Below are 23,987 nucleotides of genomic sequence, written 5' to 3'. Positions count from 1 at the left end.
TGTGGGAGAGTGCCGAGCGGCGCTCTCTCACATGCGGATCTTCAGTGCTTGATCAGGCCAGTTCGGCGACGACCGCAGCCAACGCCTTGGCCGGATCGGCGGCCTGGCTGATCGGACGGCCGATCACCAGATAGTCGGAACCGGCGTCCAGCGCCTGACGCGGGGTCAGGATGCGACGCTGGTCGTCCTGGGCGCTGCCCGCCGGACGAATCCCCGGGGTCACCAGTTGCAGCGACGGGTGCGCCGACTTCAGGGCCCGGGCTTCCAGCGCCGAGCACACCAGGCCGTCCATCCCGGCCTTCTCCGCCAATGCGGCCAGGCGCAGCACCTGCTCCTGCGGCTCGATGTCCAGGCCGATCCCGGCCAGGTCTTCACGCTCCATGCTGGTCAGCACGGTCACACCGATCAGCAACGGCTTTGGACCGCTGCGCTGGTCCAGCACTTCACGGCAGGCCGCCATCATGCGCAGGCCGCCGGAACAGTGGACGTTGACCATCCACACGCCCATTTCCGCAGCGGCCTTGACGGCCATGGCGGTGGTGTTGGGAATGTCGTGGAACTTGAGGTCCAGGAACACTTCAAAACCCTTGTCGCGCAGGGTCCCGACGATTTCCGAAGCACAGCTGGTAAACAGCTCTTTACCGACTTTGACCCGGCACAGTTTCGGGTCCAACTGGTCGGCCAGCTTCAGTGCGGCGTCACGGGTAGGGAAATCCAGGGCGACGATGATAGGAGTCTGGCAGGCGGACATGAGTGGGCTCTCAGGCAAGTCGAAATCGGCGCGCATTGTAGCGGAACACGAGCCCGTCCGGGACCCGATGATCAGTAATTCATCGTCAACGGCGTCATTGGGCGGATAAAAACCCGGCAGACACGCCATTTGCGTCGAGCCCGGCATGGGGGCCCGACAGCAAAAACCGGTTACTCGCGCTTTTCTTCAACCCGTGTCTGACTCTTGCTCCAGTCGATCAACAGGCTGTAGGCCACCGCCAACAAGGTCGGCCCGACAAACAAGCCGATAAAACCGAAGGCAATCAAGCCGCCGAACACCCCGAGCAACACAATTACCAGCGGCAGGTTGCCGCCACGGCTGATCAGGTACGGTTTGAGCACATTGTCGACACCGCTGATGATGAACGTACCCCAGATACCGAGGAATACCGCCATACCGTATTCACCCTTCCACACCAGCCAGGCCGTGGCGGGAATCCACACCAACGGCGGCCCCATGGGAATCAGGCTGAGCAGGAACGTGACGATGCCCAGCACCAACGCCCCTGGCACGCCGGCAATCAGGAAGCCGATCAAGGCCAGGACGGCTTGGGCGGCGGCCGTGCCGATGACCCCGTTGACCACCCGCTGCACGGTACCGGCCACCAGCGAGATGTAGTAACCGGCACGATCACCGATCAGGCGTTCCAGCAGGCGATGGACGAACATCGCCAGGCGTGGGCCATCCCGATAGAAAAAGAACACGAAGACAATGCTCAAGGCCAGTTCAAGGATACCGCCGCCAATCTGCGCGCTGCGCGCCAGCAACCAGTTGCCGACCTGTCCGAGGTAGGGCTTGACCGACAACATCAGCGCCGCACCTTGCTGGTCGATGCTGTTCCAGAGCCCCACCAACCGCTCGCCGACCAGGGGTACACCACCCAGCCACGCCGGCGCTTCGGGCAGGCCATCGACCTGCACATCCTTGAACAGCGCGGTTGCGTCGCGCACATGGTCCACCAGGTTGAACCCCAGCCACACCAGCGGCACCGCCACCAGCACCATCCAGCCCAGCGTCAGCACGCCCGCCGCGAGGGATTCACGACCATTGAGCCAGCGGGTCAGAAGACGCATCAGCGGCCAACTGGCGAACGCCAGCACCGCGCCCCAGAACAGCGCCGACCAGAAGGGCGCCATCACCCAGAAGCTGGCACCGAACAACACCAAAAGCAGGATCTGCACCAATAGCCGATCATTATTGAGCATGAAGAATCTCGAACAGGGTCAATCGACAAGGAGGCAGGCGAACGGCTGACAGCGCGCTCGCCTGCCGCAAGCTTAACGCAGAAGCTCAAGCCGCAGGCCTGGCGTTTCCACCGTGCCAAGCTCCAGGCGCGCGGTACGCACGCCCTGATCGACCAGCGCCTGGCGCCAGGCTTCGGCATTAGCCCCGGACAAGCTGATGCGTAACGTGGTGTCCAGATTCAGCCCACGGGACAGCAAGGTCAGCCAGGCCGTTTGTGGGTCGCCGTTCAGGCGTGGCAGATCCAGCACTCCCGTGTCCTTGAGTTGACGCAACAAGGTGGCGGAGGTCGGCAACAGGTCGCCCAGTGGCGCACTGGCTTCGAACTGCTCGACATGCAGGTACGCCCGGCGATTGCCGCGGGTGATGCTGTAGAGCGCCACCAGCGAATTGTCCTGGGGCGGCGCCAGGCGCAGCAGCAGGTAAGCCTGTGCGTTATCGACGCCATAGAGCTTGGCGTTGCCAAAGACCTCATTGGCCCACAGGCTGCTTTCTCCGCAATCACGGGCCTGGCACCAGAACAACAGTTCGGCGCCCTGCTTCTGCAAGGCTTCGCGGGCTGCGGTAAAGGCCGAGAGGGACGAATGATCCGGCGGCAGTTCGTAGGTCACCGAGGTCATGTGCCCACGGGCATTGACCTGCCCGTCGAAACGCAACTGGCCGCTGATTTTGCGGATCGAACCCATTGGGTAAATCCGCTCAAGCTCGGCCGCCGGGCGGTAGTCGACAATCTGCGCATCCACCATCCGGGGCACCCCTGGCAGATCCTGGCTGCCAGGAACATCGGCGGCGACCACCAGCCCACTGAAACACCCTGCCGCAAGCCAGCAGGCAACACTCATTCTTTTCAAACTGGAAGGCACTCTCATCGGATCAGCATGGCCTGGGCGCCCTTTATGACGCTGGCGTCGTCAACGCGTTGCGGCACCAGCAAACCACGCTGCACAGCCGGGCGTTGCGCCATCGCCGCCATCCAGCGCTGCAGGGCGGGCAAGCCGTCGACCGGGACCCCGGACCATTCATGGCCACGGACCCACGGGTAGGTCGCGATATCGGCAATGCTGTAGGCGTCGGCCAGGAACTCGACGGACTCCAGGCGGGTGTCGAGCACTTCATACAAGCGCCGGGTTTCATGCTGGTAGCGGTCGATGGCGCCCTGCAGTTTTTCCGGAAAGTAGCGAAAAAACACATTGGCCTGGCCCTGCATCGGACCGATACCGCCCATTTGAAACATCAGCCACTGGATCGCCACCGAGCGCCCTTTCGGATCATTGGGCAACAGTTGCCCACTCAGTTCAGCCAGATAGATGAGAATCGCGCCGGATTCAAACACGGCGAAATCCCCGTTGGCGCGGTCGACAATCGCCGGAATCCGGCCATTGGGATTGATCTTGAGAAACTCGGGTGCCTTTTGTTCCTTCTGGTCGAAACTCAAGGCATGCACCGTGTAGGGCATGTCGAGTTCTTCGAGCACGATAGAGACCTTGTGGCCATTAGGGGTCGCAGCGGTGTAGAGATCTATCATGGTTGTCTCCCATTTCAACCCGCCCAGCCTCGACAGTTGCCCCGCGCAAGTCAAGGAATGGCGAAAAACCGATTGAAACAGTCTGCAACAAGGGTGGCGCCCGCCTCGTCATTCAGGTGCAAATGGTGGCCACCCGGCAACTGTTCTCGGCTAAAGGGTAGACGTTCCAGCAACGACGCATGCCTGGCCAGCATCCCGTCAGCCGCCACCACCAGGTGCGCGGGGCACTGGATGCGCTGAACGAAGGACATGGCCTGCTCATCCGACAGACGCATCGGGGACGCCAGCGTCAGGCGGCTGTCGGTGCGCCAGGTGTAACCGCCGGGAACGGGCATCAACCCCCGTTGCGCCAGCAGTTCGGCCGCTTCGCGAGTGACCGCAACCAGGCCTTTCATGCGTACTTCCACGGCCCGCTCCAGGGTGCTGTAGACCGGCTTGCTCTTGTGCTGCAGGTCCAGTTGCGCCTGCAGCGCCATGCCCATGCGTTCGGCGGCATTGTCGTGGGGGGTGGTAGGCGGAATCACCCCATCGATCAACGCCAGGTGCGTCACGCGCTCGGGCAACGCACCGGCCAGCACCACCGAGACAATCGCCCCCAGGGAGTGGCCCAGCAGCGCAAAACGCTTCCAGCCCAGTTGTTCGGCAACCTGCAGCACATCGTACGCGTAATCCCACAGCGCATAACCGGCGCCCAATGGCCGATGCCCGGAATGCCCATGACCGGCCATGTCCAGGGCAACAATCCGCAAGCCCTCAAGCTTGGGCGCCAACCGCGCAAAGCTGTTGGCGTTGTCCAGCCAGCCGTGCAGGGCAATCACCGGCAGACCGTCTTCGGGCCCGAACAGATGGGCCGCCAACTCGATATGCGGCAGGCTCAGTCGGACCTCTTCGACGCTGCTCATGCGCAGCTCCGCTCGCTGCGGCCTTCCCAGCGGGTGAACAGGTCCTTGAGCAGCGCGGCCGTGTCCTGTGGGCGCTCCAGCGGGAACATATGACCACCGGGCATGGTCAGCGACTCGCCTTGAGGCAGGCGGCCGACGGAGTTTGCATGATGGCGCATGACCACCTTGCTCTGGCGGCCACGCACCACGGCCAGCGGCACTTTCAACTGGCGGGTGCGCCCCGGGCTGGTATGCGGCACGCCACGGTAGATACTGATCTCGGTGGCCGGATCAAAGCGCAACCGCAGACGCTCACCGACCTTGTGCAGGCCGTGCTGCAGATAGGCGTCGAAGCATTCCGGGTCAAAGCCGCGAAACAGGGTCTTGCCGGCGAAGTAACGACGCGCCGACTCCAGGTCGGCAAACTCTTCGCGACGCCCCAGGGTACGCCCCGCCGGGGTCAGCCGATCGATAAAGCCAAAGCGCTTGGCCGCACGAATGACCCACTGGTCCGTGCGGGTCAGCACAGGGGAATCGAGCATCACCACGCCGCGATACAGGTGCGGGCAACGCAGGGCGGCGTGCAGGTGCAGCACCCCGCCGAAGGAGTGCCCGACGCCCCACACAGGCCCGGGTTGCTGTTCCAGGTGATGAATCAGTTCATCCACCAGGTTGTACCAGTTGTCGTCCGCCGGAAACCTGGGGTCATGGGCATGCTGCTGCAGATGCGCGACCTGATACTCCGGCGCCAGCGCGGCAAACAACTTGCCGTAAGTGCCTGAAGGAAAGCCATTGGCATGGGTGAAAAAAATCTGCTGCGGCATAACGGCGTGTCCATAAACAAAATCAGGTGTTGATTGTCCGCAAGACGCGATCCCGCGGCAATGACTGTAACTGCCATGAATGATGACAGTCAGGCCATTTGCGCGGTGGACTCTGTGGCGAGGGAGCTTGCTCCCACGCCACATGGAATGCTGATGTATCTCAACGAGCCGGTGGCGCCTCACCCAGCGGCACCACCGCCATGGTCAGGCGCGACACGCAACTGGCCTTGCCTTCATCGCCGCTCAGGCGAATGTCCCAGACGTGGGTAGTACGGCCGATGTGGATCGCCCTGGCCACCGCCGTCACCCGTCCGCTGCGCAGGCCGCGCAAGTGGTTGGCGTTGATTTCCAGGCCCACGCAGTAGTACTTGCCGGGGTCCAGGCACAGGAAACTGGCCATCGAGCCCACGGTTTCAGCCAGGACCACCGAGGCGCCACCGTGCAACAAGCCAAAGGGCTGACGGGTACGGTGATCGACGACCATGCTGGCGGTCAGTGACTCGTCATCAAAGGCTTCGAAGCGTATATCCAGCACTTCGCCAATGGTGTTCTTCTGAGTCTCGTTCAAGTGTTCAATGTTGGGAAGGGTCCGCCACAGGCTCATCACTACGTCCTTTGTTATTGGTGTTGTCGCAATCAATCCTGCCACAGGACCGCCTCGCTACGCGCACTCCACTCTTCAAACCGTGCACCGTAAGCTGCTTCGATCACGTTGCGCTTGATCTTCAGGGTCGGGGTCAGGAAGCCGTTTTCCACCGCCCAGTTATCCTTGACCACCACCAACTGGCGCAGGCGCTCATGTTTGTCGAGGGCACCATTGACCTCCTGCAGCAGGCTTTCCAGGCTTGCCTGCAAGGCCGCGCGTGCTGCACTGGCGGCGTCCTGCAAGCCCACCGCCGACAGTACGCACAACCCCAGTGGCGCGCTCAGTCCATCGCCGACCACACAGACCTGCTCGATGCGCGAGTGCACCGCCAGGCGGTTTTCAATCGGTGCCGGCGCCACGTACTTGCCCTTGCTGGTCTTGAAGATTTCCTTGAGGCGCCCGGTCAGGCGCAGATAGCCCTCGGCGTCCTGCTCGCCCTTGTCGCCGGTGCGCAGGAAGCCGTCCTCAGTGAGGGTCTCGGCGGTCTTCTGCGGCTCCTTGAAATAACCCAGCATGGTCGCGCCGCTGCGCACCAGCACCTCGCCGGATTCGTCGATGCGAACGTCCACCTCCGGACAAGGCTTGCCGATCCAGCCAGGCAGGCTCTGGCCCGGCAGGGAAATATGGGAGTAACCGCAGCTTTCGGTCATGCCGTAGACCTCCAGCACATCCAGCCCCAGGCGCTTGTACCAGTGCAGCAAGGCCAACGGCACCGGCGCGGCACCGGACAGGGCAATGCGCAAGGCATCCAGGCCAAGTCCGGCGAGCACCTTGTGCCCGATCCGCTTGCCGATGATTGGCAGGCCCAGGAGAAAATCCAGGCGCTTGGCCGGTATCTTGCTGTAGACCCCCATCTGAAACCGGGTCCAGATCCGCGGCACACCAAACAATGCGGTGGGCCGTGCGCGCTGCAAGTCGGCAAGGAAGGTGTCGAGGCTTTCGGCAAAGAACACCGTTTGCCCGGTATAGATGGACGCCAGTTCGACAAACATCCGCTCGGCGACATGGCACAGGGGCAAGTACGACAACAACCGGTCCGACTCATTCAGGTTGAACAGCTGTGTGCCATGAGTGGTCGCAAACCCCAGGGCGCCAAAGCTGTGCATCACCCCCTTGGGCAGGCCGGTGGTGCCGGAGGTATAGATGATAGTCGCCAGCTCATCGGCGCCTGGAGTCGGGTTGTCCTGGATCGGAGAGCTGCGCTGCAGGTCCGCCCAGCTGTAGTCGAACGTCCCGGCCGGACACAGCGGCAGGCTGATGGTGGGAAGCTCGGCCTTGACGCCCCTGGACATGCCCGGCCAGTCGTCGAGCTTGCCAATGAACGCCAGTGCCGCTTCCGAGTGCTCGAGCACCTGGGCCACCGAGTCGGCGGTGAGGTTGGGGTACAGCGGAACGGAAACATGCCCGGCCATCCAGATCGCCAGGTCGGCAATGATCCAGTGCGCGCAGTTTTTCGAAATCAGGGCAATGTGACTGCCCCTGGGCAATTCGCGGGCGCGTAGCCAGTGGGCGGCACACCGCGCCTGGTGCCCGACGTCAGCCCAGGTCAGGGTTTCCACCTGTCCGCCACCCACGGGCTGCACCAGGAAGCGCTGATGAGGATGGCGAGCTTCGCGCTCGTAGAACACTTGCAGCGGCAAACGAAAAGCGGCGGACATGGAGGACGCTCCTTTTTGTTCGAGGTGGCGGCAAGCATAGACCAACCAAGCGGTTGCTTGGTTGGCTTTTTTTACGAACAAATCAGGGAGCGGAAACCACGCACCTGTGGCGAGCGGGCTTGCCCGCGCTGGGGTGCGAAGCGGCCCTAAAACCGGTCACCTCGTGTTGTCGGACTGACCGAACACACTGAAGACGACTGCTTCGTCCGAACGCAGACTGGCCGACGGGGGCAAGCCCCGTCGCCACGGTATCGGGTTCGGCCCTGCGTTTACGGGTGCTTGACGCTGTTGAGCGTCATCGCCCCCGCCAGTGGGTAATCCGCTTCCAGTTCGGCCAGGCTGGCGGTGTGCATCGGTTGCGGTGCGCGCAAGTGGCCGTGCTGCAACAAGCCGATCAGGTTGCCCACCAACGGCTGATGGCTGACCAGCAGGATGTTGTCCGCATAGTCGAGGTGGCCGACGACCGCCAACGGATTGTTGTCCGACGTCAGCCAGGACACGGTGAGAATCTGTGGCTCGAAGCCCAATGCCTCACGCACCAGTTGTGCCGTCTGCTGGGCGCGGACATAGGGGCTGGCGATGATGGCGTGCAGCGGCTGGCCGATCAGGTGCGCGGCACTGCGCAGCACTTCTTCGCGACCCTGCGCGGTCAGTTCCCGTTCGGCATCGCTGGGGGCGTAGGACTCGGCCTGACCGTGACGCAACACCCAGAGCTTCATAGCTTCGGCTCCTCGTCCCGGGTCGGGTGCGGCGCCGGCGCCACGGCGTGCGGGGCCTCGCCTTCAGGCGTGCGCGGGGTTGGCCAATCGGCGAACGGCCAGGGTTTCTGGTCGCTATGGAAACTGCCGAAACGGCCGATCTGCGCCAGGAACTGGCTGAGGCTGTCACCGAAGTTCATCAGGCTGGCGCTCGGGGCGCCGTAGATCAGCCGATAGATCAACTGCACCAGCACCACGGCGCCGAGGATAAACTGCGCCACCTGCCAGACCAGCACATAGACCAGCATCCACAGCACACGCAGCAGGATGGATTCGTACTTGGCTTCTGCTTTTGGATCGCTCATGTCTTGCTCCCAGTCCCTGTAAATTGAGTGCTCAGTTGAAACCGCTGGTGGAGATAAAGTCGACATCGGTTTTCGGTTCGCCGCGCATCAGCAGTTCAATCACCTGCTCCAGCGTGCGCCCTTCGAACAGAATGGCATGCAGCCCCGCGACCAACGGCATGTAGACCCCCACTTCCTGGGCCTTGGCCTTGAGCACCTTGAGGGTATTGACGCCCTCGGCGACTTCGCCCAGGCGGGTCACCGCCTCATCCAGGCTCAAGCCCTGACCGAGGGCAAAACCGACCTGATAGTTGCGGCTCTTGGGTGACGAACAGGTCACGATCAGATCGCCCACCCCGGCCAGCCCCAGGAACGTCATCGGGTTGGCGCCCTGGTTCACGGCAAAGCGCGTCATTTCCGCCAGCGCGCGCGTGATCAGCATGCTCTTGGTATTTTCGCCCATGCCCAGCGCGACCGCCATGCCGGCAATGATGGCGTAAACGTTTTTCAGCGCCCCGCCCAACTCCACGCCAAAGCGGTCTGCGCTGGCGTAGACGCGGAAGGTACGACCGTGCAGCGCCGCCTGTACACGCTGGCAAAGCGCTTCGTCTTCACTGGCAACCACGGTGGCCGTCAGCGCATGCTCGGCCACTTCACGTGCCAGGTTCGGCCCGGACAACACACCAATCCGCGCTTGTGGAGCGATCTCCTGAAGGATCTCGCTCATCAGCTTGAAGGTATGGGCTTCGATGCCCTTGGTCAGGCTCACCAGCAGCTTGCCACTCAGTCGCTCGGCATGGGGGGCGAGCACCGCGCGCAGGGCACTGGACGGCAGCGCGACAAAGCACAGGTCGCACTCGGTCAGGGTGGCCAGCAAATCGGTGACCGGCTCCACGGCCGGATGCACCTTGATACCCTTGAGGTAACGAGGGTTTTCGCGATTGACGCGAATAGCCTCCGCCTGCTCGGGATCTCGCATCCATTGCCGCACCTGCTGACCGTTTTCAGCCAGCAGATTAGCCACAGCGGTACCAAAGCTTCCGCCTCCCAGGACCGCAATCGGGCGCTGTTCAGTCATATTCAATCCATTCATCCAAACCAGTGGCGATGTCCGCATTATACGGAGCGGTCCACCGTCGGCCAGCCCCTGCGACAATTACCAGCATTTGTAGGAAGCCTGATAATAAAACCTAGGAAAACGCCAGCATCGTGACTGGAAAACTCAACGAGCTCGGTTAACATGCGCGACATCTAAACGCTATCAAGGCTGTATCGTGTCTGTTGGCCCTTCCCACCTACGCCCTTCGCTGGCACTGGCACTGATCTTCAGCGATACGCTGCTGGCCGATGACCTGTTCCTCGACAACGCGCAGCTGCCGCAGGTGCTGACCGCCACTCGTCTCAAACAGTCGCCGGCCGCCGTCCCGGGCAGCATGACCGTGCTCGACAGCGAACTGATCAAGACCAGCGGGGCCCGGGACATCAGCGAACTGCTCAGGCTGGTACCGGGGATGATGGTCGGCAACATCAGCGGTAACCAGGCGGTGGTGAACTACCACGGCAGCAATGCCGATGGCGCACGACGCATGCAAGTGCTGATCGACGGCCGTTCGGTGTACCGCGCAGGCCTGGCGACGGTGGACTGGAGCGACATCCCGGTGGCCATGGAGGACATCGAGCGCATCGAAGTCTTCCGTGGGCCGAACACGGTCAGTTACGGTGCCAATGCGCTGATGGCGGTGGTCAACATCATCACCCGCGCCCCATCGGCCAGTCATGGCACACGACTGAAAATCACCCGGGGTGAGCGCGGCATCGATGACTGGTACGCCAGCCAGGGCACCGGCTGGGAAACCGGCGACCTGCGCCTGTCACTGTCCGGCCAGCAGGATGACGGTTTCGATTCGGACCGCCAGGGTGACGATTACCGCGACAGTCGACGCCTGAACCGCTTCAACCTGGCCGTCAGTCAAACCCTCGACGAGCAACAGAGCATTGACTGGCAGCTCAACGCCAAAGATGGCAGCAACCAGCGGCCTTATACCTACCGCCCGGTGTTTTCCGGGATTACCGCGGCCGGCAACAACTCCGATGTGGTCGCCAAGGACTACGCCGGCTCATTGCGCTGGAACCTGGACATCAACCCCGATCACAGCCTGTATATCCAGGGCTCGGCACAGCACTGGGATCGCCAGCAGACCTGGCGGGCCTGCGACGCCGAGGTGTCGTTCAGCCCGCAGCTCACCGAGCTCTGGCAGCTCAACCCCAACTACGCCGAACAACTGGCGCGGCACATGCAAAGCTATACCGGGCCTGGCGCGCCCAGCGGCACGCCAGCGGAACAGGCACTGGGCAATCAAGTGCTTGAGCAATGGAAAGCGGGCGCCAGCCAGACCGTCTGCGGCGACATTGACCAGAGCTCCCGGGAATCGCGTTACGACCTTGAGCTGCAGGACACCCTGAGCCTGGCCGATAGCCTGCGACTGGTCAGCGGCATGAACTATCGTTACGACCGGGCCGACTCCGAGACGTACTTCAATGGCACCCTCGATGACACGACCTGGCGAGGGTTCGGCCAGCTGGAGTGGCGTGCCACTGAGCACTGGCTGCTTCAGGGCGGTGCCATGTACGAAAATTCCCGGCTGATCGGCGACTCCCTGACCCCTCGGGTGGCGATCAATTACCTGATCAATCCACGCCATGGCCTGCGCGCGGTGTACTCGGAAGCCGTCCGCTCCCCTGACATGTTCGAGAACAACGTCAACTGGAGCTATCAGGTGACCGCGCTCAACCCCGGCGCCTACGGCCGGACCAGCGCCCGATACTTCGTCAAGACCCGCGGCCCCGGCGACCTCGAACAGGAACACATGCGCTCACGAGAACTGGGCTATAACGGCTTTTTCGTGGAGTGGGGACTGAATGCCGATATAAAGCTGTTCCACGATGAAATCACCGGCATGATCAGTGAACCGCTGCGCAACAACCAATACATCGCCAGCAACGCCAACTCCGCACGCTTCAGTGGCACGGAGGCCCAGCTGGACTGGCAACTGGGCGCTGCCGACCGGTTGCGCCTGACGTATGCCTATGTCGACGCCCAGGCCAGCAACCCCCAGGATGAACAACTGACCGCGCGCAACAGTGGTTCGGCCGGCTGGCTGCGCGACTGGGGCAACGACTGGAACAGCGCACTGTTCTACTACGGTGATGACGCGCTCAACGGCTACCGTTTCGAGCGCGTCGACACCCGGATCGCCAAACGCCTCAGCCTGGGCAAGGCCAGCCTGGAACTGGCCGGAGTCCTCCAGCAACGCCTCGACAATCAACCGACCACCGTTGTCGACAACAACTATGACTCACGCCAGGTGCTCTATTTCAGCGCCGAGCTGGTGTTTTGACATGGCCGACATTCGCCATGGGTCCTGCCTCCTGAGCAGCCTGCGCCCCTGGGCCGGCCTGCTGTTGCTTGCCTGCCTGATCGCGCTGCCGGTGCGGGCGGCCGATGTGCTGTTGACCGCGGCCGACGACACGCCTGGCATGCAAGCCTTCACCCATGCCCTGGCCGGGCAGCGACCCAAGGACCAGGTACGCTTTGTCCCGCTGGGCGAACTGCCCCCACCGGCACGCATCCCCAGCAGTACACGCCTTATCCTGCTGGACCTGGCCGCCCTGGACTGGCGCCTGCAAGACAGCCAGGGACCGCCGACACTGGTGTTGCGCGTCAGCCGCCTGCAGGCCAATCAACGTGTGGGCGACACTCAACCGCTGCACCTGAGCCTGCTCTGGAGCGACCCACCCTTGAGCCGACAACTGCGTCTGACTCGCAACCTGCTGCCGCAAGCCAGGCGCGTGGGCGTGCTGTACGGCAAAAACAGCGAATTCCTGCTCAAGGAACTGCATCAGGCGGCCCATCAACTGTCGCTGGAAATCGTCAGCGAACGCTGGGACAACACCAATGACAGCCGCCCCCTGCAGACATTGCTCAGCAACAGCGATGTATTGCTGGGGCTCGACGACCCGGACCTGTACAACCCGAAAACGGTCAAGAACCTGCTGCTCAGCAGCTATGGCCAACAGCTTGCCCTGATCGGCCCCAACGCCGGCTTCGTCAAGGCCGGCAGTCTGGCCAGCACCTACAGCGACCAGAGCGACTGGCTGGCGGTCCTTGGCGACTTGCTTGACCGGGCACCGGTCAGTTGGCCGCGCAGCCTCTACCCGAATCGCTTCAAGGTCGCCAACAATCCGCAAGTCACGCGCTCCCTGGGGATCGGACAGATAGACCCCGCCGAGGTTGCAACGCAGTTGGCCGAAGGAGAACACCTTCCATGACGTTCCGTCGCCATTGGGGCATCAATACCCGCACCCAGGTCATCAGCCTTGGCCCGGCGCTGCTGCTGACCCTGTTGCTGATCAGCTTCTTTACTTTCGTGCGGATCCAGGACCTGCGCCAGGAGCTCAACCACACCGGGCAACTGATCGCCAACCAACTGGCCCCGGCCACCGAGTACGGAGTGATCTCCGGCAACCGGGAAGTACTCGAAAGCCTGATGAAAGCGACCCTGGCCACCCCTCACGTACGTTTTTTGCAAGTACAGGACAGCGCCAACAATGTGCTGGTGTACGTCGAGCAACCCGATGCCAGCAAAGGGCGCCCACAACAGGTCGAGGTGTTCCAGGCCCCGGTGCGCTTGCAACGGATCCGGCTCAACGATGACTTCCTGCAAGGCCCGCCCCCCACCCCGGGCACTTCCGAAGATTATCTGGGGCGGGTGATTGTCGGCATGTCCAACGATGCCTTCAGCCAGCGGCAAAAGGAGATCGTGTTCAAGGCCGGGATCCTGGCGCTGTTTGCCCTGCTCTTCACTTTTCTGCTGGCTCGCCGCCTGGCCGCCAGCCTGTCGGAGCCAATCAGCGCCATGGGCAACGCCGTCAAGGCGATCCAGCAAGGCGACTACCAGCGGCCACTGCCGATCGTCGACGACGCCGAACTGGGCAGCCTGTCACGCCATATCAATAACCTTGCCGATGGCCTGGAGCAGGCCAGCCGCGAACAGCATCAGGCCATGGCACAACTGATCCAGACACGCGAAGAGGCGGAAAAGGCCAACAGCGCCAAGTCCGACTTCCTGGCAATGATGAGCCATGAATTGCGCACCCCCATGAACGGCGTGCTGGGCATGTTGCAGCTGCTGGAGACCACCGAGATGACGGCGGAGCAAACCGAGTACGCCGCACTCGCATCGGAGTCCACCGAACACCTGCTCAAGGTCATCAACGACATCCTCGACTTCTCGCGCATCGAGCGCTCGGCGCTGGAACTGGAACATATCCCGTTCAACCTCGCCGAACTGATCGGCAGCTGCGCCCAGGCCTTCGCCCACAGCGCCGCGCAGCGCGGCTTGAGCCTTGAGCTGAAGTTTCCTGACGGCATGCAGGCCTTGCAGGTCGCGGGCGATCCGACCCGGATTCGGCAAATCCTGGTCAATCTGATCGGCAATGCGCTGAAGTTCACCGAACATGGGCAGATCACCATCGAGCCCCAATGGCAATCGCTGGACCACGAACTGCTGTGGTTCACCTGCTCGGTGCGTGACAGCGGGATCGGTATCGCGGCCGAGAGCCTGGAACTGATGTTCAACGCCTTCCAGCAGGCCGATAGCTCCATCTCCCGGCGGTACGGCGGCACCGGCCTGGGCTTGCCGATCGCCCGTACGCTGGCCGAGCGGATGGGCGGCACATTGCGCGCGCAAAGCGAGGAAGGACAAGGTTCGGTGTTTACCCTGGAAGTGCCGTTGGCCCTGTCCCGCCAGACATTACCGGTGCCGGTGCCGCGCACGCCCGTGACCAACCATCACGGTGAGGGGCGCAACGTGCTGCTGGTGGAGGACAACCCGGTCAACCTCACCGTCATCGAAGCCATGCTGCGCAGCCTGGGGTTTACCGTGAGCATCGCCACCGACGGCGCACAGGCCGTACACAGCGCCGCAAACCAGGCGTTCGAGGCCATCCTGATGGATTGTCGGCTGCCAACGCTCGATGGTTACGAAGCCACCCGGCAAATCCGCCAACTGCCCGGCTGCGGCGACCTACCGATCATCGCCCTGACCGCCAATGCCTTGCAGGGTGACCGTGAGGCCTGCTTGTCGGCGGGAATGAACGATTACCTGGCCAAGCCGTTCAAACGCACTGATCTGCAGCAAATTCTGCAGCGTTGGGTACAGTAGTGCAGTGCTTTCGACCATCTGCGACTGGCGTGAAAGGCGAAAGTGCGGCAGTCTTAGGCACCTGCACAGGCTCGATTTTGGGCTTGAATAATAATTTCAGTGCACAAGTGTACATTCATGTCCCTTGTGCTGTGACTTTCACTACAACGCAATAGTCTATGAGTAGGCTGCCAGTTCAAGGCATGAATGCTTTGACTGGCCGGGAAGATTTGCCCCACCTGCCACATGGGACTATTGAGGAGCTCGCATGACCAAACAACACGCCTTTACCCGGGAAGACCTGCTGCGCTGCAGTCGCGGTGAGCTGTTCGGCCCAGGTAACGCGCAACTGCCCGCCCCGAACATGCTGATGGTAGATCGCGTCACCCTGATCAGTGAAGAAGGCGGCAAGTACGGCAAAGGTGAATTGGTCGCCGAGCTGGATATCACTCCGGACCTGTGGTTCTTCGGCTGCCACTTTGAAGGTGACCCGGTGATGCCTGGCTGCCTGGGCCTCGATGCCATGTGGCAACTGGTCGGCTTCTTCCTCGGCTGGCAAGGCCTGCCGGGCCGTGGCCGGGCCCTGGGTTCGGGCGAAGTGAAATTCTTTGGCCAGGTACTGCCGACAGCCAAGAAAGTCACCTATAACATTCATATCAAACGTGTGCTCAAGGGCAAGCTCAACCTGGCCATCGCCGATGGTTCGGTCAGCGTTGACGGCCGTGAGATCTACACCGCCGACGGCCTTCGGGTCGGCGTTTTTACCTCCACTGACAACTTCTAAGGGTTATTCGCATGCGCCGCGTCGTTATCACTGGTCTGGGCATTGTTTCGTGCCTGGGCAATGACAAAGAGACCGTCTCCGCTAACCTGCGTGCAAGCCGCCCTGGCATCCGGTTCAATCCGGAATATGCCGAAATGGGTCTGCGTAGCCAGGTTTCCGGCTCCATTGACCTACCACTCGAAGAGCTGATCGATCGCAAGATCTATCGCTTCGTCGGCCACGCGGCGGCTTACGCCTACCTGGCCATGAAAGACGCCATCACTGACTCCGGCCTGACCGAAGAGCAAGTGTCCAACCCGCGTACCGGCCTGATCGCCGGCTCCGGTGGCGCATCGACCCTGAACCAGATGGAAGCGCTGGATATCTTGCGCGAAAAAGGCGTCAAGCGCGTCGGCCCATACCGCGTCACGCGGACCATGAGCAGCACGGTTTCCGCTTGCCTGGCCACTCCATTCAAGATCAAGGGCCTGAACTACTCCATCGCTTCTGCCTGCGCCACCAGTGCTCACTGCATCGGTACCGCCATGGAACAGATCCAGATGGGCAAGCAGGACATCGTGTTCGCCGGCGGCGGTGAAGAAGAACACTGGAGCCAGTCGTTCCTTTTCGACGCCATGGGCGCACTGTCCAGCCAGTACAACGAGACCCCGGAAAAGGCCTCCCGTGCCTACGACGCCAAGCGTGACGGTTTCGTCATCGCCGGCGGTGGCGGCATGGTCGTGGTCGAGGAGCTGGAGCACGCTCTGGCCCGTGGCGCGAAGATCTACGCGGAAATCGTCGGCTACGGCGCGACGTCCGATGGCTACGACATGGTCGCTCCAAGCGGCGAAGGCGCCATCCGCTGCATGCAGATGGCCATGTCCACCGTCGACGCTCCGATCGACTACCTGAACACCCACGGCACCTCGACTCCGGTCGGCGACGTCATGGAGATGAAAGGTGTGCGTGAAGTGTTCGGCGACAAGGCCCCGGCCATCAGCTCCACCAAGAGCCTGTCGGGTCACTCCCTGGGCGCCGCCGGCGTTCACGAAGCGATCTACTGCATGCTGATGATGGAAGGCAACTTCATGGCAGGCTCGGCCAACATCGACGAACTGGATCCGGAAGTGGCAGACATGCCAATCCTGACCAAGACCCGTGAAGACGTGGCCTTCAACACCGTGATGAGCAACAGCTTCGGCTTCGGTGGCACCAATGCCACCCTGGTACTGAAGCGCTGGCAGGGCAAGTAATACCCCGCCACAACGCCGTACATGAAAACGCCCCGACTGGTTCGGGGCGTTTTTTATTGTCCGGGATTTATCGCTGACATCGCTGCCAATGGCGGATTACACCTCATGGAAGCCGGCTGACGGACGAGTCGATATCGATTCAGCGAACCGTGAAGCGTTGCTGGGTCAACAGGCGGTCCCCCTGAAACACCATGAAGCGCCACTCTCCCGGCACGATTTCATGGCTTTCCGTGAATTCGTAGGCCATTACATCCTGTGGCGCGCCAGGCACCAGTTTTTGCGTCACTTCGAATTTGTCGTGGCGCACACCGTCCGCCGTCCGAATGCCCGGGGTGAAGTACAGCAGGGTCAGCGGCTGCCCTTCGGCCACTTTACCCACCAACTGATAACGCATGCCGAACTTGGTGCCGAGTTTGGCGGGTACGGTTTCGGTCTGCCGGATCGACTCATTGCTGCGGCGCAACACGCGCTCACCCGATTGCAGTTCGGCCGAAGGCCCTTCAAACACACCATATTCCACCGGACCGTCAACGCGGACTTCGGCGCTGGCCAAGCCACTGATCAACATCAGCGCCGCCAATGCGCGTAAACGGGTGAGGGGCATATCACGCTCCTTGATTGAGATGAGCGCGAGGGTATGACGCCGGGGTGACAGACTGATGACAAAGCGCGGCACACCTCCCCCCGGCTAACGCCCTTGGGCCTGGCCGCCAAGAAAGTGGAACGCCTCGGTCGCTGGATGCTCTATAACTGCAAGGTCTTTTCCTCCCCCCACTGATCAAGAGGCTAGCCATGACCGTTATCGTCAACACTGAATCCAGCGAAGGTTTTCGTCACAGCGTCCAGATCGATGACCATCAACTCTTTGCCGATGTCCCCGTATCCGCGGGGGGCGAAGGCTCGGCGCCCGAGCCACACGATTACTTCGACACGGCCCTGGGCGCCTGCAAGGCCCTGACCCTCAAGCTGTACGCCCAGAAGAAAGGCATCCCGCTGACCGGCGTCACGGTCGAGGTCAAACACGACAACAGCCAGGAACAGACAGGGCAATACGCCCTGCACGTCAAACTCACCCTCAAGGGCGTACTCACCGACGCCCAGCGCAACGAGCTACATCGGGTTGCCGACCGCTGCCCGATCCACAAGCTGATGACCACCAGCGAAGTGACCATCGAAACCCACCTGTCCGAAGGTCCATTCAGCCAATAGCGGCACACCCGGGCTGTGCGGGTTATGCTCAGCGGCATCATTCGTACAGCCTGGAATGCCATATGAACACTCCACTCGTCATCCGCCCGCGCGCCGAAGACGTCGAAGGCCAGCCGATCCTCCGCCCGCTGCCTTCGGCCAGATGCCGAAGCGTCGGGCCTTTCGTATTCTTCGATCACATGCTCGAAACGGCCTATCCGACCGGCCGCGGCATGAACATCCGCCAGCACCCGCACATCGGCCTGTCCACCCTCACCTACCTGTTCGAAGGCGAACTGCTGCACAAGGACAGCCTGGGATCGGAGCAGCTCGTCAAACCGGGCGACGTCAGCTGGATGACCGCCGGCAGCGGGATTGCCCATGTCGAGCGCACACCCGAAGCGCTATGGGCTACCGACTTCACACTGCACGGCCTGCAAATCTGGCTGGCATCGCCCAAGGAACACGAACAAGGCCCCGGCCACTACAGCCACCACCCCGCCGCGAGCCTGCCCGTGAGCGACAACCTCGGGGTGAAGATCCGGATGATTGCCGGAACGGGCTTTTGCCTGGAATCGCCGGTACCGGTACTCTCGCCAACACTGTACGCAGAGCTTGAACTGCAAACCGCAACGACCCTGCTGATCCCCACCGAACATGAAGAACGCGCGCTCTATGTGCTCGATGGCGAGGCGCAGCTCAATGGTGAGCCCGTTGAGCCACTCTCGTTGGTGGTGCTGCCAGCGGGCGAAGCAATGAGCCTGTTCGCCGAAAGCGACTGCCACGCCGTATTGCTTGGCGGAGCGCCACTGGACGGGCCACGACGGATCAACTGGAACTTCGTCGCCAGCGACCCGGCGGCGATCGATGAAGCACGTCGACGCTGGGCAGCCGGGGACTGGCCAACCGTCCCGGGCGAAAATGAACGGATCGAACTGCCAGGTGGCCGAGGCTGAAATCACCCCCGACAAACCCAAGCGCAACGGTCGTCGGACGGCCAAATCCACAACCACCAGAAAGCCCCACCACTCTCCGAAAGTTCAGCTTTTGGCTTTGCTTTGCTTTGCTCTCCCACCACTCAACAGGCCGAGCGTTAGCTCGCCTGCCGCTCTTGATCTTGCTTTGGCTTTTGATTCACCCGCCCCATCGGTAGGCCGAGCGCAGGCGTTCATCAGGGGAATGGCGCGCAGCGCCCCTCGACCCAGTCGAGGACATCGCATGGAGGTCGAGCGAAGCCGACCGGAGGGCGATGCCCCCTGAGGAATGCCGAAGCGAGGGAACCCCGAGCCTCGGCGAGGGGCCGGACGCTCGGGGCGAAGCGTTTTTTTGCTTACTTTTTTTAGGCGCTTGTAAAAAAAGTGAGTCGCCGTCGGGCGAAACCGCCAGCCGCCATGACCGCAGCAACGGATATGTACACCGCACCTGCAAGAGAATGGTCGGCTGTCAGGCCGCCTTCGCGGGCAAGCCCGCTCCCACAGGTGTACCTACGCGAGAAAATGGTTGGCTGCCAGGCCGCCTTCGCTGGCAAGCCCACAAGGGGATCGACTGCCCCCCCACAAGAGCCGGCCACCCGCAAACAACGCCTCAGCCCTTGAACACCTCATCCAACAGGTTATGCATCGAAGTAAACGCACGACCGGCGACCTTCGCGTCATACATCATCATCCCCGGCACATTCGCATGGGGATCCGTAAAGGAATGCACCGCCCCACCATAACTCAACAACTGCCAATCCAGGCCTGCAGCATTCATCTCAGCCTCGAATGCCGGCAACTGCTCCCTGGGCACCAATGGATCGGCGGCACCATGCAACACCAGCACCGATCCCTTGATGTTTTTCGCATCGTTGACGTTCGGCGTATCGAGGGTACCGTGGAACGACACAGCCGCTTTCAATGGCGCGCCGGTACGGGCGAATTCCAATGCGCAGCAACCGCCGAAGCAAAAGCCGAACGTGGCCAGCTTCGACGTATCGACCGCCGCCTCGCCCTGGCTCTGCAGCTGTTCGAATGCCGCTTGCATGCGCTTGCGCAGCAATGGGCGGTCATTCTTCAGCGGCATCATCGCCGCGCCAGCCTCATCGTTGTTCTGCGGGCGAACCGCTTGGCCGTAGAGGTCCGCGATCAACACCACGTAGCCCTTGGACGCGACGGACTTGGCGATTTCCTCGGCACCGGCGCCGACCCCCATCCAGTTCGGCGCCATCAACAGGCCTGGACGCGCACCCGAATGGCTGGCATCGAACGCCAGACGACTTTCATACGACTTGCCATCAACCTGATAGACCACGGAACGCACAGTGATTTGACTCATGACTCACTCCCGTAAAGAAACACCAGAATGAAAAAACCCGCCGAAGCAGCAATGCTGTTCAATTAAGCGAACGCCGACCTTTGTAGGAGCGAGCGCGCTCGCGATGAACTCAAGAACTACGTGATTACTCAGAAAGTACGCGTAATCGTTAACGTCCATCGCGAGCTAGCTCGCTCCTACAATTGCGACCTCATCACCTTAACTGAACAGCATTGCGCCGAAGCGGGTTTTTCTACAACGCGGTTAAACCGACAGTTCAACCAGCAACTTGTTCAGCCGGCGCACATAGGCGGCCGGGTCTTTCAAGCTGTCGCCGGCAGCCAGGGCTGCCTGATCGAAGAGGATGTGCGACAGGTCGCCAAAACGCTCTTCGCTCTGCTCACCGTCAAGCTTCTCGATCAGCGGGTGAGCCGGGTTGAATTCGAAAATCGGCTTGGAGTCCGGCACTTTCTGACCGCTGGCTTCCAGGATCTGACGCATCTGCAAGCCCAGGTCCTGCTCACCGATGGCCAGAATCGCCGGGGAATCGGTCAGACGGTGGGAAACCCGCACTTCGGCAACGTTGTCACCCAACGCGGTCTTGATCCGCTCGACCAGACCTTCCTTGGACTTGGCGACTTCTTCCGCGGCTTTCTTGTCCTCTTCCGAGTCCAGGTTGCCCAGGTCGAGGTCACCGCGTGCCACGTCGACAAAGCTCTTGCCGTCGAAGTCGCTGAGGTAGCTCATCAGCCACTCGTCGATACGGTCGGTCAGCAGCAGCACTTCGATGCCTTTCTTGCGGAAGACTTCCAGGTGCGGGCTGTTCTTGACCTGTGCGTAGGTTTCACCGGTGAGGTAATAGATCTTGTCCTGACCTTCCTTGGCGCGAGCCAGGTAGTCAGCCAGGCCTACAACCTGCTCGCCGTCGGTGCCCTGAGTGGAGGCAAAACGCAGCAGGCCAGCGATTTTTTCCTTGTTGGCGAAATCTTCAGCCGGGCCTTCTTTCATGACCTGACCGAAGTTCTTCCAGAAGCCCTTGTATTGCTCAGGCTCGTTCTTCGCCAGTTTTTCCAGCATGTCCAGCACGCGCTTGGTCAGCGCCGACTTCATCGAATCGATGATCGGGTCTTTCTGCAGGATTTCCCGCGACACGTTCAGCGACAGGTCGTTGGAGTCGACCACACCCTTGATGAAACGCAGGTACAGCGGCAGGAACGACTCGGCCTGGTCCATGACGAACACACGCTGCACATACAGTTTCAGGCCTTTCGGCGCTTCGCGCTGGTACAGGTCGAACGGCGCACGGGCCGGCACGTAGAGCAACGAGCTGTATTCCAGCTTGCCTTCGACCTTGTTGTGGCTCCAGCTCAGCGGGTTCTCGAAATCGTGGGCGATGTGCTTGTAGAACTCCTGGTACTCCGAATCCGCAATCTCGGTACGCGGACGGGTCCACAGGGCGCTGGCACGATTGACGGTTTCCCATTCAATCGCCGGAGTCTCTTCACCTTCAACGGCAGCGGCTTCTTTTGGCAACTCGATCGGCAGCGCGATGTGGTCGGAGTACTTCTTGATGATGTTGCGCAGACGCCAGCCATCGGCGAACTCGTCTTCAGCGGACTTCAGGTGCAGGACGATACGAGTGCCACGGTCGGCCTTGTCGACGGTGGCAATTTCGAAATCGCCTTCGCCCTTGGACGACCAGTGCACGCCTTCGCCCGCAGCGAGGCCGGCACGGCGACTGAAGACATCAACCTTGTCGGCGACGATGAAGGCGGAGTAGAAGCCGACACCGAACTGACCGATCAGGTGCGAATCTTTCTTCTGATCGCCCGTCATATGCTTCATGAAATCAGCGGTGCCTGACTTGGCAATGGTGCCAAGGTGCGTAATCGCATCTTCACGGCTCATACCGATACCGTTGTCTTCGAGGGTGACGGTTTTCGCGTCCTTGTCGAAGCTCACACGGATTTTCAGTTCGGCGCCACCTTCCAGCAACTCAGGCTTGGACAGGGCTTCGAAACGTAATTTGTCGACAGCGTCAGAGGCGTTGGAGATCAGTTCGCGAAGGAAAATTTCCTTGTTGGAATACAGCGAATGGATCATCAGGTGCAGCAGTTGCTTCACCTCGGTCTGGAAGCCCAGGGTTTCCTTTTGAGTTTCCACGCTCATGGTCATCAAACTCCGATTGGATGGCAGTGGCCGCTCCCTGAAGGGGTGGCGGCGGGATGTCATCAGAGTTGGGGGCACAGCGTCGGATTTCAAGGGCCTGGGTGTTCTTCAATCTTGAAATGTCCGCGCGCCGTGGCAATCGGCTCGGCTTCGGTGCTCTGCCACGCGGTTATCGCCACGTTGGCCACGCGCCGCCCCTGCCGGCACACCTGGCATTTGGCATAGGTATCGCGAAACTGCCCGGCACGCAGGTAATCGAGGGAGAAATCGATAATTTTCGGCACCCCCGGGGAACCGGTGAACACCAGCAGATGCAAGGCCGCCGCCAACTCCATGAAGCCTGCAATGACGCCTCCGTGAATCGCCGGCAATAGCGGGTTGCCAATATTGTCCTTGTTGGCCGGCAGGCGAAAAAGCAACTCATCCCCGACCCTCGAACACTCGACGCCAATCAGCTTGGCGTAGGGAATCAGGTGCAGCACCGAAGCGTAATCGCCACGCTCATGGGCCTGCTGCAATTGTGCCTTGAAGTTATCGCTCATTTCGTTTCACCACTGATCACACCGCCAAAGCCCTTGGTGCCCTTGACGCCCTTGCCCATGCGCATGAAAGTCCCAACCACGTGGGCGATCGGTCGTTCGGGGTCGTCCTGATAAGCAAAACCGCGAGTAAAAATAACGTCGATCGTCACCCGGTAGCACTGGGCAAAGCCATGCACATCTTTATGGGGCTCGGCCGGGTGCATGTAGTCGATGCGCAAATCCAGGGTCGGGCACACCTCGAATTCCGGCAGCACGCACAGCGTTGCCATGCCGCAAGCAGTGTCCATCAACGAGGTGATCGCTCCGCCGTGAATCACCCCCGTCTGTGGATTTCCGACGATCTCTGGGCTATAGGGCAAGGTAATGGTCAGCCCTTCGTGATTGACGCTGTGTACGCGCAAGCCCAATACCTGGCAATGACGCAGTGCCGATAAAAACCGCATTGCACGCTCAAAAACGGGGTTTTCTGTCATTCGGGAAAGACTCTTTTTAGTGACGCCGGACAGCTGTTGAGGGTGTTAGGAAAAGTTCCCGCAAGAACAAACTTATATATCTGAACGAAACATTGAACTTAACCCCTGACTCCGCGTTCGAAAGGCCAACTAGATATTTTCCACAAGGAGAAACACCCCATGCGTAAGACTTTAGCTATTGCCTTGATGTTGACCGCTTCCCTCGGTCTCGCTGCCTGCGATAAAAAATCCGAGGACAAAGCTCAAGCGCCTAACCAACCTGCTGAGCAAGCCCAGCAAAAAATGAACGAAGCTCAGGATAAAGTGAACGAAGCGGCAAAAGAAAACGCCGAAGCCGCCAAAGATCAGGCTGAATCGAGCGTAGACGCAGCAAAAGAAGCCGCTCCGGAAGCACCTAAGAACTAATTCAGTTTTTAGCGTGACAAAAGAAAACCCGCCTTGTGCGGGTTTTCTTTTGTCCGTAATACAGGCTTGGAGCAGGATCGCCCGAAATACCGGACTCAACATTGGCAGC

The 23,987-nt window shown here is 61.2% G+C and carries 24 protein-coding genes; 8 read left to right on the top strand and 16 right to left on the bottom strand.

Annotated features, from left to right (window positions below):
* Positions 1-52: 52 nt before the first annotated feature.
* The 11 genes from pyrF to CKW25_RS08605 all read right to left on the bottom strand — a co-directional run bounded on the left by pyrF (position 53) and on the right by CKW25_RS08605 (position 9,668).
* Positions 53-751: an orotidine-5'-phosphate decarboxylase gene (pyrF, locus tag CKW25_RS08655; RefSeq protein ID WP_172736464.1), complete on the bottom strand. Its 699-nt coding sequence runs from the start codon at positions 749-751 to the stop codon at positions 53-55.
* Between the two features lie 170 nt (positions 752-921).
* Positions 922-1,977, bottom strand: coding sequence for an AI-2E family transporter (locus CKW25_RS08650; protein ID WP_095078765.1), 1,056 nt, complete (start codon positions 1,975-1,977; stop codon positions 922-924).
* Positions 1,978-2,049: 72 nt separating this feature from the next.
* Positions 2,050-2,856 carry a DUF4892 domain-containing protein gene (locus CKW25_RS08645; protein WP_095078764.1) on the bottom strand — a complete coding sequence of 269 codons (807 nt, stop codon included), beginning with the start codon at positions 2,854-2,856 and terminating at the stop codon, positions 2,050-2,052.
* Between the two features lie 23 nt (positions 2,857-2,879).
* Positions 2,880-3,539, bottom strand: coding sequence for a glutathione S-transferase family protein (locus tag CKW25_RS08640; protein WP_095078763.1), 660 nt, complete (start codon positions 3,537-3,539; stop codon positions 2,880-2,882).
* A 50-nt stretch (positions 3,540-3,589) separates the two neighbouring features.
* Entirely contained in the window at positions 3,590-4,441 is an 852-nt protein-coding gene (locus CKW25_RS08635) for an alpha/beta hydrolase (protein ID WP_095078762.1), read from the bottom strand.
* Positions 4,438-5,244 carry an alpha/beta fold hydrolase gene (locus CKW25_RS08630; RefSeq protein ID WP_095078761.1) on the bottom strand — a complete coding sequence of 269 codons (807 nt, stop codon included), beginning with the start codon at positions 5,242-5,244 and terminating at the stop codon, positions 4,438-4,440. Before CKW25_RS08630 ends, CKW25_RS08635 begins: the two co-directional genes overlap by 4 nt.
* A 160-nt stretch (positions 5,245-5,404) precedes the next feature.
* The gene (locus CKW25_RS08625) at positions 5,405-5,848 is read right to left on the bottom strand and encodes a hotdog fold thioesterase (RefSeq protein ID WP_095078760.1); all 444 of its coding nucleotides are present in this window, start codon (positions 5,846-5,848) and stop codon (positions 5,405-5,407) included.
* Between the two features lie 32 nt (positions 5,849-5,880).
* Positions 5,881-7,548 (bottom strand): AMP-binding protein, encoded by a 1,668-nt coding sequence (locus tag CKW25_RS08620; RefSeq protein ID WP_095078759.1) that lies wholly within the window; start codon positions 7,546-7,548, stop codon positions 5,881-5,883.
* Between the two features lie 269 nt (positions 7,549-7,817).
* Positions 7,818-8,267 (bottom strand): phosphohistidine phosphatase SixA, encoded by a 450-nt coding sequence (gene sixA, locus CKW25_RS08615; RefSeq protein ID WP_095078758.1) that lies wholly within the window; start codon positions 8,265-8,267, stop codon positions 7,818-7,820.
* Positions 8,264-8,611 (bottom strand): DUF4389 domain-containing protein, encoded by a 348-nt coding sequence (locus tag CKW25_RS08610; protein WP_095078757.1) that lies wholly within the window; start codon positions 8,609-8,611, stop codon positions 8,264-8,266. The genes sixA and CKW25_RS08610 overlap by 4 nt, the downstream gene beginning before the upstream one ends.
* Positions 8,612-8,642: 31 nt before the next feature.
* Positions 8,643-9,668: an NAD(P)H-dependent glycerol-3-phosphate dehydrogenase gene (locus tag CKW25_RS08605; RefSeq protein WP_095078756.1), complete on the bottom strand. Its 1,026-nt coding sequence runs from the start codon at positions 9,666-9,668 to the stop codon at positions 8,643-8,645.
* Positions 9,669-9,864: 196 nt separating this feature from the next.
* Here CKW25_RS08605 and CKW25_RS08600 point away from each other — a divergent pair, with 196 nt between their 5' ends.
* The 5 genes from CKW25_RS08600 (at position 9,865) to fabB (ending at position 16,809) form a co-directional block, all read left to right on the top strand.
* Entirely contained in the window at positions 9,865-11,988 is a 2,124-nt protein-coding gene (locus CKW25_RS08600; protein ID WP_095078755.1) for a TonB-dependent siderophore receptor, read from the top strand.
* Position 11,989: 1 nt separating this feature from the next.
* Entirely contained in the window at positions 11,990-12,919 is a 930-nt protein-coding gene (locus CKW25_RS08595) for an ABC transporter substrate-binding protein (protein WP_095078754.1), read from the top strand.
* Entirely contained in the window at positions 12,916-14,814 is a 1,899-nt protein-coding gene (locus tag CKW25_RS08590; protein ID WP_095078753.1) for an ATP-binding protein, read from the top strand. Before CKW25_RS08595 ends, CKW25_RS08590 begins: the two co-directional genes overlap by 4 nt.
* A gap of 247 nt (positions 14,815-15,061) precedes the next feature.
* Complete coding sequence (gene fabA / locus CKW25_RS08585; protein WP_095078752.1) at positions 15,062-15,577, top strand: 3-hydroxyacyl-[acyl-carrier-protein] dehydratase FabA; 516 nt, start codon at positions 15,062-15,064, stop codon at positions 15,575-15,577.
* Positions 15,578-15,588: 11 nt separating this feature from the next.
* Positions 15,589-16,809, top strand: a complete 1,221-nt coding sequence (fabB, locus tag CKW25_RS08580; RefSeq protein ID WP_095078751.1) for a beta-ketoacyl-ACP synthase I — start codon at positions 15,589-15,591, stop codon at positions 16,807-16,809.
* A gap of 139 nt (positions 16,810-16,948) precedes the next feature.
* Here the strand turns inward: fabB and CKW25_RS08575 are convergent, their stop codons facing one another.
* Positions 16,949-17,413: a DUF3859 domain-containing protein gene (locus CKW25_RS08575; RefSeq protein ID WP_095078750.1), complete on the bottom strand. Its 465-nt coding sequence runs from the start codon at positions 17,411-17,413 to the stop codon at positions 16,949-16,951.
* 188 nt (positions 17,414-17,601) lie between these two features.
* Here CKW25_RS08575 and CKW25_RS08570 point away from each other — a divergent pair, with 188 nt between their 5' ends.
* A complete protein-coding gene (locus tag CKW25_RS08570) occupies positions 17,602-18,018 on the top strand; it encodes an OsmC family protein (RefSeq protein ID WP_095078749.1) in 417 nt (138 codons plus the stop codon).
* 62 nt (positions 18,019-18,080) lie between these two features.
* Positions 18,081-18,953, top strand: coding sequence for a pirin family protein (locus CKW25_RS08565; protein WP_095078748.1), 873 nt, complete (start codon positions 18,081-18,083; stop codon positions 18,951-18,953).
* Positions 18,954-19,581: 628 nt separating this feature from the next.
* Here the strand turns inward: CKW25_RS08565 and CKW25_RS08560 are convergent.
* The 4 genes from CKW25_RS08560 to CKW25_RS08545 all read right to left on the bottom strand — a co-directional run bounded on the left by CKW25_RS08560 (position 19,582) and on the right by CKW25_RS08545 (position 23,473).
* Complete coding sequence (locus tag CKW25_RS08560) at positions 19,582-20,310, bottom strand: dienelactone hydrolase family protein (RefSeq protein WP_095078747.1); 729 nt, start codon at positions 20,308-20,310, stop codon at positions 19,582-19,584.
* Positions 20,311-20,553: 243 nt separating this feature from the next.
* Positions 20,554-22,458, bottom strand: coding sequence for a molecular chaperone HtpG (gene htpG / locus CKW25_RS08555; RefSeq protein ID WP_095078948.1), 1,905 nt, complete (start codon positions 22,456-22,458; stop codon positions 20,554-20,556).
* 89 nt (positions 22,459-22,547) lie between these two features.
* Entirely contained in the window at positions 22,548-23,000 is a 453-nt protein-coding gene (locus CKW25_RS08550; RefSeq protein WP_095078746.1) for a PaaI family thioesterase, read from the bottom strand.
* Entirely contained in the window at positions 22,997-23,473 is a 477-nt protein-coding gene (locus CKW25_RS08545) for a PaaI family thioesterase (RefSeq protein ID WP_095078745.1), read from the bottom strand. Before CKW25_RS08545 ends, CKW25_RS08550 begins: the two co-directional genes overlap by 4 nt.
* Before the next feature lie 159 nt (positions 23,474-23,632).
* Between CKW25_RS08545 and CKW25_RS08540 the strand changes: the two genes are divergently transcribed.
* On the top strand, positions 23,633-23,878 hold the full coding sequence (locus CKW25_RS08540; RefSeq protein ID WP_095078744.1) for a hypothetical protein: 246 nt from the start codon (positions 23,633-23,635) through the stop codon (positions 23,876-23,878).
* The last annotated feature ends 109 nt before the right edge of the window (positions 23,879-23,987 follow it).

Source organism: Pseudomonas sp. Irchel s3h17, assembly GCF_900187505.1.
Classification (GTDB): Bacteria; Pseudomonadota; Gammaproteobacteria; order Pseudomonadales; family Pseudomonadaceae; genus Aquipseudomonas.
This window is presented reverse-complemented; position numbering and strand designations above follow the sequence as displayed.